Below are 14560 nucleotides of genomic sequence, written 5' to 3'. Positions count from 1 at the left end.
GTTCCCAATATTTTGTAATAATTTTACATTAATTTATTCATCAAATAAGAATTATATGCTAAATTCCAGATTAGCGATCAGCTTAATATCTTTTCCAAGTGCTAATCCACCATTATGATTGTATGAATTATAATCCAGACCAAAATCCTGACCTTTAATATCGCCTTTAATTTCAAAAGCAACTTTTCTCTCTCCGTTATAAGAATTGATTCCAATAAATTCTGCATCAAGTTCTACAACTTTGGTTACATCTTTTATAGTTAAATCACCTTTAAAGAAATTGATATTATTATTTACTTTTTGAAATGAAGTCGATTTAAAACTAATAATTGGATGTTCGTTTACATTAAACAAATCATTCAGTTGCAAGTGAGTATCAATTTGCTGAAAACTATCTGCCTTGTTATTTATATCTAACGAAAATTCAACCGAAGCATCTTCAATTTCATTGTCTTCAATATTGACATAACCATCAAATTTATTTTCAGTTCCTCCTAAATAAGCAAGTATAGAATGTCTCATTTTAATTAAAACATCTGATTGGCTAGAATTTATGGTCCATGTTGTTTTCATAATTATCTGATTTAATGAGTTTATAATTTACTCAAACTCGCCATGGAAACTTTTAAAGTGTTGTAAGTTTCCATTTTGAAAGTGCAAATATAAACAGGAAACTTTAAACACCAAGAAAGTTTCCAAGTTTTTTCAAAAATAATTTTAACACATTAAAAATGAACGGCTTTAATGCCTCTTTTTATGGAAACTAAATTCCTTTTAAACTTTTAAAATTATAATTCACATTTGAATCGTATCTTTGAGGCTCGTTAATCAGAATTTCATTTATGCACGATATTAGTCAGTACCAGGATTTTTTTATTACTTATTTAGAAAGCCAGAGCATTACCAAAGAACCCAAAAATCTTTACGAACCTATTGAATATATCTTAGGCCTTGGCGGAAAACGCATGCGTCCTGTACTAACCTTAATGGCGGCAGAAGTATTTAATACTGGTTACAAAATTGCACTTCCGGCGGCAATGGCGGTTGAGGTTTTTCATAATTTCTCGCTGGTTCACGATGATATTATGGATGATGCGCCTTTGCGAAGAGGCAAAGTAACCGTACACGAAAAATGGAATATTAATACCGGAATTTTATCCGGAGATGCTATGCTTATCCTGGCGTATCAGTATTTTGAACAATACGAACCGGCCGTTTTCAGGGATTTGGCAAAATTGTTTAGCAAAACAGCTCTTGAAGTTTGCGAAGGACAGCAATGGGACGTTGATTTTGAAGAAAGAAACAATGTAACGATTCCCGAATATCTAAAAATGATCGAATATAAAACAGCTGTTTTAGTTGCCGCAGCCATGAAAATGGGTGCAATTGTAGCTAAAACTTCTGAAAAAGAAGCTGATTTAATTTATGATTTCGGACTCAATTTAGGTTTAGCTTTTCAATTACAAGATGACTATTTGGATGCCTTTGGAGACCCTAAAACTTTCGGAAAACAAGTTGGCGGCGATATTATCGTAAATAAAAAAACGTATTTATATCTAAAAGCTTTAGAATTTTCATCTGAAGAAAAAGCAGCAGAATTGCAAAAATTATTTAGTTTACAACTTGAAGATAATACAGCAAAAATAGAAACTGCAAAAGCAATTTTTAACGAATCCGGAGCATCAGGCGCCACTCAGGAAGCAATTGAAATGTATACTTTTAAAGCTTTTGAAACTTTAGAAAAAATGGAAATTAACGCTGAAAAGAAAAATATTCTTAGAGCTTTTGGCGAGAATTTAATGGGAAGAAAAGTTTAGTTTTCAGTTTCCAGTATCAGTTTTCAGTTAAAAAAAAGGCTTCGACTCCGCTCAGCCTGACATCACGAGTGTCATCCTGAGCGGAGTCGAAGGCTTATGAAAACAAATCCTCTGGGTCAACTAAATCCGATAATTTTTGTTTTAAATCCTCTTTTAAAATCGTTAAACCGTATTGATACGAAGCATTCATCCAGCCAAAACCTTCTTCAGTGATGTAATTAAACTCTGTTCCTACGTTTCCGTATTCTGCGAAAATTTTGTGTGAACTTATCGATAAATCAAACTTTTCGGGAATCGTTCCGTTGTAATCAACTGCATTTCTGGTAATCAGCCAAAGCCAGCGATACACCATTTCCTGCGCTTCTTCCTGAAAATTATAATTCAGTAAACCTTCCCACAAAAGCATTTGGTGTGGCGCCCAGCCAAACGGATAATCCCATTGCCGTATTGGCGAATTTTCGTCTATAGCAGCAATTGATTCTTTTGTACTTCCGGCAATTCCGCCTTTCATTTTGAATTTTGGAAGTGTCTTTTTTACCAAAATTTCGGCTTGCTCCGGCGTACTTATTTTCGCCCAAAGCGGATAAAATGTAGGAGCCGCTTCAAAAACATGTTGCTTTTCGTTTACAAAATCATAATCATAATAGATTCCGTTTTCTTCATTCCAACACATTTTGTTGATTTTTTCTTTTCTCGAAGACGCTTTAGAAATCCAATATTCACTTGAAAAAGATTTGTCTTCAAAATATTGAAATTCATTTTTAAAATATTTCTCAATCAAAAAAGCAATATCCGTTTCGTATTTATACAACAAACTATTTATGGCAACCGTATTTAAATTGGCACAAACCCCAACCAATCTGTTTGTGGTATCATGACCGCTTTCGCGCATGCTTCGGTCGTGAATAAAATATTTATCAAGTTCAGCATCAACAACTTCTCTTTCAAGATATTTCTTTTCGAATTCTCGCGTTGAGAGATTATATTTTGGCGCATATTGTTCGAGAATATCATCAAAATGCCCTTCTTCAACCTCAAAAGGAAGCCCGATTCCTTCTGCTTTATAGCGGTTTAATCCATTTGCAGTAAGTCGTTTTCCTTCTTCCATCCAAACCGTTCGATATTCTTTTATGGCGGTTTTTAAATGTCTTTCTATCCAAAAAATATCAGGATTCGACTTTTCTAAAACATCCATAATTAAAGACGTATAAAGCGGTGGCTGTGTTCGGGTTAAATAATAACTTCGGTTGGCATTCAGGATTTTTCCGTAATGATCAATTTGATACTTAAAGTTTTCAGCAATGCCCAAAGCAAGGTCAATTTTATCATCAATCAAAAGTCCTTTGGCAATAAAATAACTGTCCCAGCCGTACATTTCATTAAATCTTCCACCGGGAACCACAAACGGAACTCCTGAAATTTCATTGTTTTTTATTTGAAGTGCCAAAGCCAAAATTCCCGGTTTTTTATTCAAGGATAAAACATATTCCGGTGAAATATTTTTAGGCATTTGAACTACTTTCAATTTCGGAGTTGTTGTTTCTAATTTCTTGAAATAATCAAAAACAATTTCATCGCCAAACGGTACATACAAATACGCGATTTCATTTTCGATTTTATCATCTTCCAAAATTTTCTTTACACCAATGGCGTCAATTGTTCTGGTAAGACCTTTCCAGTATAAATCTTTTATTTTTCTTGAAATTCTTTTTACAGGATCTTCAGTGATTTCATTCAGATCTATTTCGGCGAATTCAACTTTTTCTTTTTTAGCTAGAGCCAATTCCTGTAATAAATTCGAAAGCTGATAAGTTCCCTTAATTTCTGCTGAATTTCCGTTTTCATCCTTCAATAAAAAACTTTTTGGACCGTTATCATCAATCGTAATTTTTTTATCGCCGTCAGTATCTTCCTGAGCCAATAATTTTTCGATGGTTTGGGTTATATGTAATTTAAATTTCATCTTTTGCAGTTATTTTTTTAAGAATAAAAAAGGAAATCAGTAATAAAGTCATCGGAATTAAAGTAAAATAAAACGCTTTTTCCGGTCCTTCATTTTTAAACAGCCAACCCGTAATTCTAGATCCTAAAGTTCCGCCAAGCGCAGAAAAAATCACAATTAATCCGGTCATGGAGCTTTGCAGGTTTTTGGGCAAAGCACTCAAAACAATCGAATTTAATAACGGATAAATAGGCGCAATAAATAATCCGATTAAGGGAAAAGCAAACCCAATTAACGGAATATCTGAAAGCGAATTGATGTTTTTTACTTCTAATCCAACGGTTTTTGGAAGTACAAAAATGACCAGCAACATTGCTGAAATAATACAGAAACTCAAAACCCAAATCCAGTTTACTTTTTTGGTTACAATGCCGGCAATTAATCTTCCAACAGCCAATGAAATGGCCAAAATACTCGCCATCATGATGCTGATATTTTCCGGAAGATGAAGCACTTTTGTATTGAATGTAGGCAGCCACGAAAGAATTCCTTGTTCGATCATAACAAACAAAAAGACGCTGATAACAAAAATAACCGTCAGCAATTTTGCCATTAATTTGAACATTTGCAGAAAATCGTCTTTGATATTTACGCCTGCTGAAATTTCGGCTTCTTCAAATTTTACAAAGAATAAAAACAAGAACGAAAGCAATGATAATCCTGCTAAAAACCAATAGACATTCAACCACGAATTCGGGTCATTTTCGTTATTAAAAGCGGGAAATAAAAAATACGCCAACGCAATTCCCACCATAAAAAAACCTTCAATACTGCTCATTAAAGCGTTGTGTTCTTTTTTGGTTTCAGTCACGGTTCCAATTAATGAATAAACAGAAACTTTGATCAAAGCAAATGAAACCCCAACGGTTGCAAATAAAATTTTAGCATTGTCAAATGAATTTCCAAAATACATAGAAATACAAGCCAAAGTCACCAAAGCCAAACCTGTAAGCATCGCTTTTCTATAGCCAATTCTGGGTAAAAAAGAAGCTATAAAAAAGGAAACTATGGCAATAGGCATGTCTTTAAAAGCTTCTAAAATACTGGCCTGAATTTCATCGACTCCGTAATTTTTTTGCGATTTTAAAATCACAATACCTACGCTGTTTAATAAAATAGCAAAGACAAAATAATTAAGATAAAGCGAGATTTTAATTCCTATGTTTTTCATTTGTTTTATTTGCTTTGCTTTGTGGTTACGGTGCGGAGACGCACTGCTGTGCTTCTCTACAGTAACTGTATGTATATTAGGTTTAACCCTTTGAGTGAAAATTTAACACATAGAAACATAGCTTAGATTGAACTCAAAAGGCGTTTCACTTGCATTAATTCACATAGCTATGTGTGGAAGCTAGTTTCTTTTTTATTCTTTTTTAATGATAAAATCTATGTTTCTATGTGTTTGATTTTTGATGGATTCTATCCAACAGTTTATATAGTTTAAAAATTAACGGCTACAGAAAATCTAAAGGCGCGTCCTAAAATTGGTCTTGCCATAAATACATCGCTTGCTGCAGATGTTGTTTGTCTTGGATCTCCTTCGGTTAAACCAATTTCGTTAAATAAATTGGAAGCATCAACTGCAAAACGAAGATTGTTGTACGTATAATTTAAACCTGCTCCCACTTCTTTATAAGCAGGTAAAACTTGTCTGTTATCCTGATTCGTGAATTTTTTATCATAATAAGAAAACTGAACATAAGCTGTAAAATCTTTTGTGATATCAACTTCCGGTCTCAGGTTACAGAAAAATTTAGGGATTCTTCTGGCTGTATTTCCGTTAAAATCAAAAGTCGAACCGTCTGCATTTGTTCCGGTGAAATTATCATATTCCGGTTTTTGAACAGTGAATGTAAAGTTCAGTTTTACGAATTCGTATCTGGCATTGGTTTCAACTTCAAGTCCAATATTGTTTACGTCAGCAAATTTATTTTCTGAAGATCCGTCAGATAAAATATCGGTGAAAGCCACATTTTTCAAATTCATGTGAAATAAATTCGCATTTACAGAGAAGAAAGAACCTGAATATTTATAACCCAATTCAAACTGATTTACTTCTGTATTTTCAAGTTTGCTCAAATCTGCTGCATTATCATAAAATGATTCTTCAATTGGCGATCTAAAACCGTGGCTGTAACGAACATACGAAGCCATATTATCGTTGAATTTGTAGTTTCCAGCCGCAGTATACGACCATTCGTTTACATCATATCTCCAATAGGTATACGGATTTCCTTTAACGGTTGTTACGGCATCATCAGCCGTATTGTTGTCTAAAATTCCTAAATCTTCGGCAAAAAATCTTGCGTTGTCTCTGTATCCGGAATATTTGTCTTTGTTGTATCTTAAACCTGCGTTGAAGGTTAAATTATCTGTTGCTTTTATTTCAGCATCAGCATAAATGTCATTCAAAAGTCCTTTCGTTTGGGCATCTCTTTCCAACCATGTAATTCTTTCAACGCCGTTAAAAGTATGTTCAACTCCGGTTGTATTATCAGTAACATTCAATAATCTCGGATTGTCTGAAACACTTACTAAATAGGAATTCCAGTTCCAGTATTGGTTTGATTTCCAGTTTGAATAATAATAACCAGCCGTTAATTGTACAGGATCTAAATCAAATGTAAAAGAGAAATTATTCGCAAAGTTGTTCATCTTTTTCTCAATATGCCAAAGATCTGCTCTCATAATCAAGGAATTTGGATCTAAAGCCGCGCCATTATCTACATAAGAATAAGCAAGGTTTCCGGCAGTTGTATTTTGAATATCTGTCGCATAAGCATCTTGTGTCCAAGGTCCGCCATTTGGGAAAATAGCATTGTAATTTAAATCAATAGAAGTTTGTTTGAAGGCATTTTTGAAAGTCACTTTTTCAGAGATTTTCTTTTTAAACTCTGCTCCAATCAAGTTGATTACAGGATGAGAACCGTCTTCTAAATCGGTACTAAAAGTTCCGCCTCCATATTGAGGTACATTTAAATGACTGAAATTTACTGAAGTCAACGTTCCGTAATTTGGATTAAAACCGTCGATTCCTTCAATTTTTCCGTTATTACTTTTTAAAGGAATTGGCAAATAGAACGTATTTCTGTCGTCAAGATGTTTGAAATTAACTCTTAAATAATCGCTGTCATCAAATTTATAGGTTAGGTTTCCTTTTATTTGTCCGCCTTTATTGGCTGTAAAACCTGTGTTTCTTACACCATTATCGGCTCTGTAAAATCCTCCAACATTAAAAAATAATTTATCCTGAATTAAAGCGCCTGATAAATTCAAATCTGTTCTGAACATTCCGTAATCTGAAGTCGTGAATTTGGCTCTTCCCATAAATTCATTCTGACCTGTTTTCGAAATAAAATTGATAATTCCACCGGGAGCATTATTCGCAAAAATCGATGCAGAACCTCCACGAACCGCTTCCATTTTGCTTACTGTTTCGTCTAATCTGTAAAAAGTATCTGCATTGGCAAATTGTAGTGCGCCATCTTCAAAAACCGGCAAACCGTCTTCCTGAATTTGCACATATTCATACGCTCCGGCAGACGGAATTCCTCTTGCAAAAAGGTTGTTTCCAATTTCTCCTCCTGAAGCTTCCACAACAAATCCGGGAATTGTTTGAAGCAAAGCTGCCGTGCTTGACGGCGCTCTGTCTTCGATTGCTTTTGCACCCATTGTAGTAATCGCAACGCTCGATTCTAATTTCGATCTTGGTGTTGATGATCCCGTAACTACAACTTCTTTAAGGTTTTGAGATTCGCCTTCAAGCAATAAATTGACTTGTAACGATTCACCTTCTTTTACTGTAATTCCTTTTGTGTAAGTCTTATAACCAACGTTTGTAGCTTCTACAGTATAGTTTCCGGCAATAACATCTGAGAAAATATAAGTTCCGTTTTCATCTGTAACTGTATTTTTTCCAGTGTCCTTTAGAGATACGTTGGCGCCGGGAACTGTTTGTCCGGTTTCATCTAATACTTTTCCGGAAACGGTGTTTTTTGCCTGAGCAAATACATTATTTGGAGCAAAAATCAGGCACAATAATAAAGCTATTATACCTAAATAAGAATATTGATTTTTCATTTTTTTTGGGTTTGGTTAGTAAAGTTTTTATTAACGAACTTGCGCGCTAGGTGTAATTATTTTTAACACATAGAAACATAGAATTATTGAACTCAAAAAAGGCGTTTCACTTATATTAATTCACATAGCTATGTGTGAGAAACTAGTTTCTTTTGATTTACTTTTTTTTAAAGCATAAAATCTATGTTTCTATGTGTTAAATGAAATTTGCAGATTGCACATAACACGTTTATCAATGTAAACTTAATTACTATTTAACTTCAATTTAAGAATTCGGAACCGAAAACGTTTTCGAAATCACCTAAAACGTTTTCGGAAGTTAATATTTTAGCAATACATTTTATTTTTAGTACATTTATTTCATGAATGACACCAAACTAATAGATATTGCTTCGGCATTAGGAATTTCAGTCACAACGGTTTCAAAAGCACTAAAAGGATATACAGATATTAGTAAATCGACACGTGCAAAAGTGATCGAAATGGCCGAAACAATGAATTATATTCCTAATTCTGTTGCCGTAAATCTTCGAACCAATGAAACCAAAACCATTGGTGTGATCATTCCTGCAACGGTTCATCACTTTTTTTCCAGTGTTTTGAATGGGATTTTGGAAGAAGCCGAAAAAAGAGGTTATCTGGTGATTATTTTACAATCAAATGAAAAATATGAACTGGAGAAAAAGCAGCTTGCTTTACTGATTCAGAAACGAGTTGACGGTGTTTTAATGTCGCTTTCGAATGAAACGGATGATTTCTCTCATATTAATGAAGCCATCCGAAAAAATACTCCGGTTGTTTTATTTGATAAAATTGCTAAAAGAGTGGATTGTTCCAAAGTTGTAATCAACGATGCCAAAGCGGCTTTTGATGCGGTTTCGTATCTTATTAATAAAGGTTTCAAAAAAATTGCGCATTTCAGAGGTTCGTATGTTCCGCAGAATTCTATTGATCGTTTTTTAGGTTATAAACGCGCACTTGAAGCCCACGGAATTGAGTACGATTCTAAGCTGGTTTATGTTTGCGATAACAATACCGATTTTGAAGATGGCTACGAAAATGCCCAGAAAATAATGAACGAACATCCGGATATCGACGCTATTTTTGCGATTACGGATTTAGTCGCTATCGGAATCATAAAATATTTTAATGAAGCGGGAATAAAAACACCCGATCAGGTTGCAGTTTTCGGATTTAGCAATTGGTTTATGAGCACGGTTATTTCACCAAAATTAACGACAATCGATCAACCCGGATTTGAAATGGGACACACTGCAGTTTCGATTTTAATTGATGAAATTGCCGACATCAAAGAACATCGACCGGTTACGCATCAAATTATAGAACTTCCAACAAGAATCATAGAACGAGAATCGACCGTTAAATGATTTTTTAGTTTTAACTTTGCGTCAACTTTAAAAAGCATCAATGTTTCCGATTCCTGAAAATACCGATATTTTATTGGCTGATGCCGAAAACGGAAATCTATACTTAAGTTTGATTGAACAAATCAACAAGGATTTTAATTTGGCGAATGAAGGAATCGATTTTCCGCTAAGTATTTCTCCCGAAGAATTAAAAATTCAGCTTCACGAAAAAATCTACCGAATGATTCAGTATAAATTTGCTGAATATTTAAATCTCCTTTATATCATTGATGTTTCTGAAATTGAAATCAAAAAACTCGATGGTTCTGATTTAGTGATTTTGGCTGAGCAGGTTTCTTTTTTGGTTTTGAAAAGAGAATGGCAGAAGGTTTGGTTTCGAAATCATTACAAGTAAAGGTGCTGAGGCACAAAGTTGCAAAGTGACAGAGGTTTTTTCTCTCTTTGCGATAAGTCTTATTTTTAAAAACTTTGAGCCTTTATTGCTCTGAACCTTTGAACCTATCAAAAATAAACCCTCACAAAAGGCATAAATCCTGATCCATAAAGACTTTTATCTGGATCATATAGTACGTCGTATCGGGCGCCGATTGTCACATTTCCGGTTCTGTAACCAGCTCCAAGATACAAAGCGGTATTCCAATAACTATCAGAAAAAGCAGGTCTGTTGACGTTGGCTTCATATCTTGTATCCACTCGTACTTGTTCTAATTCTGCCGACAATTGAACTTCGGGAATTGGGTTTACGAGCGTAATTAAACTTCCGCCATAAACATAAGATTCATAATAATTTTTTGAAGATAAATAACCAAATTGCAAACCAACTCCAACGGCAACAATCTCGTTAACATTATAAATAGCACTTGGCATAACCGAAATATCAGTATATCCTGAACCAATTCCCAGACCAAGTCCGCCACCAAACTGAACTTTATCCCAAAAATTAGTAGTACTATCTACGGCTGAAATTTCCTGCGCCATTGAATAACTTGAAAACAAGACTGTCAAAATCACAAATAATGATTTGAAAACGTTTGAAATTTGATTTTTATTCATGGCTTAACACTTTTTTTAACAAATTTTTACGTAAAAGTAAGCAAAAAAAAAGATTTAAATAAATGCATTGTTGTACTTTTGCCATTCTATTTAACAAAAAGTATATTCACTAATATTATGGATAGGTTTTCATTTTTAAATGCAGCACATACAGAGTTTTTTGCACAATTATACGATCAATATTTAGTAAACCCAGACAGCGTTGAGCCTAGCTGGAGAAGTTTTTTTCAAGGTTTCGACTTTGGAATGACTACTTATAATGACGAAAATCCTGTGCAGCAAATCGTTGAGTACGTGACTAGCCCCAACACAGATTACAGTCAGGTTTCAGAAAAACTGCAAAAAGAATTCAACGTACTAAAATTAATTGATGGTTACCGTACACGTGGTCATTTGTTTACCAAAACAAACCCTGTTCGTGATCGTAGAACTTCGTCTCCAACTTTAGATATCGAAAATTTCGGATTAACATCTGCCGATCTTTCTACTGTTTTTGATGCCGCTCAAACCATCGGTGTAGGACCATCTACTTTACAAGACATTGTAACCCGTCTTAAATCTATTTACTGCCAACATATTGGTATTGAATATATGTACATCAGAAATCCTGGTGTTGTAAAATGGATTCAGGATAAATTGGCTGTCAATGTTAACCAGCCTAATTTTTCTTCAGAAGAAAAGAAAATCATCTTAAATAAATTAAACGAAGCCGTTTCTTTCGAAAACTTCCTGCATACTAAATATGTTGGACAAAAACGTTTTTCATTAGAAGGTGGAGAATCTATCATTCCGGCTCTTGACGCTTTGATCGAACAAGCTGCAGAAAAAGGTGTTGAACAATTCGTAATGGGAATGGCTCACCGTGGACGTTTGAACGTTTTGGCAAATATCTTTAATAAATCGACTCAGGATATTTTTGGTGAGTTTGACGGGAAAGATTACGATCAGGAATATTTTGATGGTGACGTAAAATACCACTTAGGTCTTACGGCTGACAAAAAAACAAGATCAGGAAAAAACATCAATATCAATTTAGCACCAAACCCTTCTCACCTTGAAACGGTTGGAGCTGTAATTGAAGGAATTACAAGAGCAAAGCAAGATAAATATTATGCTGACGATTTCTCTAAAGTTTTACCTATCGCCGTTCACGGAGATGCTGCAATTGCAGGACAGGGTATCTTATACGAAATTATTCAGATGGCACAACTTGACGGTTACAAAACCGGAGGAACAATTCATATTGTAATCAATAATCAGGTTGGTTTTACAACCAATTACCTAGACGCTCGTTCTTCTACTTATTGTACAGATGTTGCCAAAGTAACGCTTTCACCAGTATTACACGTAAATGCTGATGATGCTGAAGCTGTTGTACATGCTATGTCTTTTGCATTAGACTATAGAATGCAATTTGGACGTGACGTATTTATCGATTTATTAGGATATAGAAAATACGGTCATAATGAAGGTGATGAACCTCGTTTTACACAGCCGGTTTTATATAAAATCATCGCAAAACATAAAAATCCAAGAGATATTTATGCTGAAAAATTATTGTCTGACGGCGTAATTGATGCTTCTTATGTAAATGCTTTAGAAAAAGAATACAAAACTAATCTTGAGGAGAATTTAGAAGCTTCCCGTAAAAAAGATTTGACAATTATAACTCCATTCATGAAAAACGAATGGGATGGTTTTGTTCAGGTAACTGATACTCAAATGCTTCAAAAAGTAGATACTACTTTTGACAAAAATGGATTGGATTCTATCATTAAAACAATCTCGACTTTACCGGAAGACAAAAAGTTCATCAACAAAATCACTAAAATTGTTACGGACAGAAAAGCCGGATACGACAATAATACTATTGATTGGGGAACTGCAGAAGCCTTAGCTTATGGTTCACTTTTAACAGAAGGTTTTGATGTTCGTATTTCTGGTCAGGATGTTGAGCGTGGTACTTTCTCTCACCGTCATGCTGTTGTTAAAGTTGAAGATTCTGAAGAAGAAGTAATCTTATTAGATGCAATCGAAAACAAAAAAGGAAAATTTGGCGTATTCAATTCCCTTTTATCTGAATATGGTGTTCTTGGTTTTGATTACGGATATGCATTGGCAAACCCGAAAGCATTAACCATTTGGGAAGCGCAATTTGGAGATTTCTCAAACGGAGCTCAAATTATGATTGACCAATATATTTCATGTGGTGAAGACAAATGGAACAACCAAAATGGTATTGTTTTATTATTGCCTCACGGATATGAAGGACAAGGTGCAGAACACTCTTCTGCAAGAATGGAGCGTTATTTACAACTTTGTGCAAGACAAAATATGTATGTTGCAGATTGTACAACTCCAGCGAACTTCTTTCACTTGTTGAGAAGACAAATGAAAACAAACTTCCGTAAACCTTTGGTAGTTTTTTCTCCAAAAAGTTTATTGAGAGACCCAAGATGTGTTTCTACAGTTGAAGAATTAGCAACAGGAAGTTTCCAGGAAACAATTGATGATAATACAGTAGATAAAAAGAAAGTAAAAACTTTAGTTTTCTGTACTGGTAAATTCTATTATGACATCGTTGCAGAAAGAGAAATCAACGGAAGAAAAGACGTTGCTGTTGTTCGTATCGAGCAATTATTCCCATTACCTGTTGAGCAATTAAAAGCAATTATTGCAAAATATCCAAATGCTGATGATTATGTTTGGGCTCAGGAAGAACCTAAAAACATGGGAGCTTATAGCTTTATGTTAATGAACTTTGATCTTGTAAAATGGAGATTGGCTTCATTAAAAGCATATGCTGCTCCTGCATCTGGAAGTTATACACGTGCAAAACGTCGTCATGCAGATGCAATTAGAATGGTATTCGATAAAGATTTATTCAGATAAAAAAATGTTTCAAGTTTCAGTCCCGATAGCTATCGGGATTGAAACCATAAAAACCTTAAACAAAAACAAAGATGATTTTAGAAATGAAAGTCCCATCACCAGGGGAATCAATAAAAGAAGTTGAAATTGCAACTTGGTTAGTAAAAGACGGAGATTATGTAGAAAAAGATCAGGCTATTGCTGAAGTTGATTCAGATAAAGCTACTCTTGAATTGCCTGCTGAAATGAGCGGAATTATTACGTTAAAAGCTGAAGAAGGTGATACAGTTGCAGTAGGAGCTGTAGTTTGTTTAATTGATACAGATGCAGCAAAACCTGCAGGTGATGCAGCAGCTCCGGCGGCTGAAGCACCAAAAACTGAGGCTCCGAAAGCTGAAGCTCCAAAGGCAGAAGTAAAAGCTGAGGCACCAAAAGCGGCTCCGGCAGCAACAAGTTATGCAGCTGGGACTCCATCTCCTGCAGCAAGAAAAATATTAGACGAAAAAAACATAGCGCCAACAACAGTTTCAGGAACTGGTAAAGGTGGAAGAATCACTAAAGACGATGCTGTAAACGCAGTACCTTCTATGGGAACTCCAACTGGTGGAAGCCGTGGAAGTGAGCGTACAAAATTATCAATGTTACGTCGTAAAGTAGCAGAAAGATTAGTTTCAGCTAAAAACGAAACTGCAATGCTTACTACTTTCAACGAAGTAAACATGACACCAATCAACCAAATTCGTAACGAATACAAAGATGCTTTTAAAGCAAAACATGGTGGTTTAGGTTTAGGTTTCATGTCATTCTTTACAAAAGCAGTTACAAGAGCTTTACAATTATATCCTGATGTTAACTCAATGATGGATGGTGATTACAAAATTGCTTATGATTTTGCTGATATCTCTATCGCAGTTTCAGGACCAAAAGGTTTAATGGTTCCTGTTGTTCGTAATGCTGAATTATTAACTTTCCGCGGAATCGAAGCTGAAATCAAAAGATTAGCACTAAGAGCTCGTGACGGTCAAATTACTGTTGATGATATGACAGGAGGAACTTTCACAATTACAAACGGTGGTGTTTTTGGATCAATGTTATCTACACCAATCATCAACCCTCCACAATCAGGAATTTTAGGAATGCACAACATTATTGAGCGTCCAATTGCTGTAAACGGTAAAGTGGAAATTCACCCAATGATGTATGTTGCTCTTTCTTATGACCACAGAATTATTGACGGACGTGAGTCTGTTGGTTTCTTAGTGGCTGTAAAAGAAGCTTTAGAAAACCCATTAGAATTATTAATGAATGGCGATGCTAAACGTGCTTTAGAATTGTAATATTAAATAATT

10 protein-coding genes are annotated in these 14560 nt (G+C 34.8%); 5 read left to right on the top strand and 5 right to left on the bottom strand.

The genetic code is table 11. The annotated features are described in order from the left end of the window. Positions 1–51: 51 nt before the first annotated feature. Positions 52–573 (bottom strand): YceI family protein, encoded by a 522-nt coding sequence (locus SD960_RS06600; protein WP_318801689.1) that lies wholly within the window; start codon positions 571–573, stop codon positions 52–54. A gap of 269 nt (positions 574–842) precedes the next feature. On the opposite strand from SD960_RS06600, the gene SD960_RS06595 reads away from it, so the two are divergent. Beyond that, complete coding sequence (locus SD960_RS06595) at positions 843–1817, top strand: polyprenyl synthetase family protein (RefSeq protein WP_318801688.1); 975 nt, start codon at positions 843–845, stop codon at positions 1815–1817. 94 nt (positions 1818–1911) lie between these two features. Here the strand turns inward: SD960_RS06595 and SD960_RS06590 are convergent, their stop codons facing one another. The 3 genes from SD960_RS06590 to SD960_RS06580 all read right to left on the bottom strand — a co-directional run bounded on the left by SD960_RS06590 (position 1912) and on the right by SD960_RS06580 (position 7899). Continuing rightward, on the bottom strand, positions 1912–3780 hold the full coding sequence (locus SD960_RS06590; protein ID WP_318801687.1) for an alpha,alpha-trehalase: 1869 nt from the start codon (positions 3778–3780) through the stop codon (positions 1912–1914). Continuing rightward, positions 3770–4990, bottom strand: coding sequence for an MFS transporter (locus SD960_RS06585; protein WP_318801685.1), 1221 nt, complete (start codon positions 4988–4990; stop codon positions 3770–3772). The genes SD960_RS06590 and SD960_RS06585 overlap by 11 nt, the downstream gene beginning before the upstream one ends. Before the next feature lie 269 nt (positions 4991–5259). Then, positions 5260–7899 (bottom strand): TonB-dependent receptor, encoded by a 2640-nt coding sequence (locus tag SD960_RS06580; protein WP_318801684.1) that lies wholly within the window; start codon positions 7897–7899, stop codon positions 5260–5262. A 362-nt stretch (positions 7900–8261) separates the two neighbouring features. Here SD960_RS06580 and SD960_RS06575 point away from each other — a divergent pair, with 362 nt between their 5' ends. Beyond that, positions 8262–9287 carry a LacI family DNA-binding transcriptional regulator gene (locus SD960_RS06575; RefSeq protein ID WP_042563269.1) on the top strand — a complete coding sequence of 342 codons (1026 nt, stop codon included), beginning with the start codon at positions 8262–8264 and terminating at the stop codon, positions 9285–9287. 40 nt (positions 9288–9327) lie between these two features. After that, positions 9328–9681, top strand: coding sequence for a hypothetical protein (locus tag SD960_RS06570; RefSeq protein WP_318801683.1), 354 nt, complete (start codon positions 9328–9330; stop codon positions 9679–9681). Positions 9682–9788: 107 nt separating this feature from the next. On the opposite strand, the gene SD960_RS06565 is transcribed toward SD960_RS06570, so the two are convergent. Next, positions 9789–10340, bottom strand: a complete 552-nt coding sequence (locus SD960_RS06565) for a hypothetical protein (protein WP_318801682.1) — start codon at positions 10338–10340, stop codon at positions 9789–9791. A 117-nt stretch (positions 10341–10457) separates the two neighbouring features. Here SD960_RS06565 and SD960_RS06560 point away from each other — a divergent pair, with 117 nt between their 5' ends. Together SD960_RS06560 and odhB are read left to right on the top strand one after the other, a co-directional pair. Further along, complete coding sequence (locus SD960_RS06560) at positions 10458–13232, top strand: 2-oxoglutarate dehydrogenase E1 component (RefSeq protein ID WP_318801681.1); 2775 nt, start codon at positions 10458–10460, stop codon at positions 13230–13232. A 71-nt stretch (positions 13233–13303) separates the two neighbouring features. Continuing rightward, positions 13304–14548, top strand: coding sequence for a 2-oxoglutarate dehydrogenase complex dihydrolipoyllysine-residue succinyltransferase (gene odhB / locus SD960_RS06555; RefSeq protein ID WP_318801680.1), 1245 nt, complete (start codon positions 13304–13306; stop codon positions 14546–14548). Positions 14549–14560 lie beyond the last annotated feature (12 nt).

The organism is Flavobacterium sp. MMLR14_040, from assembly GCF_033657265.1.
GTDB lineage: Bacteria > Bacteroidota > Bacteroidia > Flavobacteriales > Flavobacteriaceae > Flavobacterium.
The sequence above is the reverse complement of the archived record's forward strand: the minus strand, read 5'-3'. Positions and strand labels throughout refer to the sequence as shown.

Coding starts and splice junctions, on each gene's coding strand:
- odhB (WP_318801680.1), top strand. CDS start 13,304: ATGATTTTAGAAATGAAAGTCCCATCACCAGGGGAATCAATAAAAGAA.
- SD960_RS06580 (WP_318801684.1), bottom strand. CDS start 7,899: ATGAAAAATCAATATTCTTATTTAGGTATAATAGCTTTATTATTGTGC.
- SD960_RS06575 (WP_042563269.1), top strand. CDS start 8,262: ATGAATGACACCAAACTAATAGATATTGCTTCGGCATTAGGAATTTCA.
- SD960_RS06570 (WP_318801683.1), top strand. CDS start 9,328: ATGTTTCCGATTCCTGAAAATACCGATATTTTATTGGCTGATGCCGAA.
- SD960_RS06600 (WP_318801689.1), bottom strand. CDS start 573: ATGAAAACAACATGGACCATAAATTCTAGCCAATCAGATGTTTTAATT.
- SD960_RS06585 (WP_318801685.1), bottom strand. CDS start 4,990: ATGAAAAACATAGGAATTAAAATCTCGCTTTATCTTAATTATTTTGTC.
- SD960_RS06565 (WP_318801682.1), bottom strand. CDS start 10,340: ATGAATAAAAATCAAATTTCAAACGTTTTCAAATCATTATTTGTGATT.
- SD960_RS06595 (WP_318801688.1), top strand. CDS start 843: ATGCACGATATTAGTCAGTACCAGGATTTTTTTATTACTTATTTAGAA.
- SD960_RS06590 (WP_318801687.1), bottom strand. CDS start 3,780: ATGAAATTTAAATTACATATAACCCAAACCATCGAAAAATTATTGGCT.
- SD960_RS06560 (WP_318801681.1), top strand. CDS start 10,458: ATGGATAGGTTTTCATTTTTAAATGCAGCACATACAGAGTTTTTTGCA.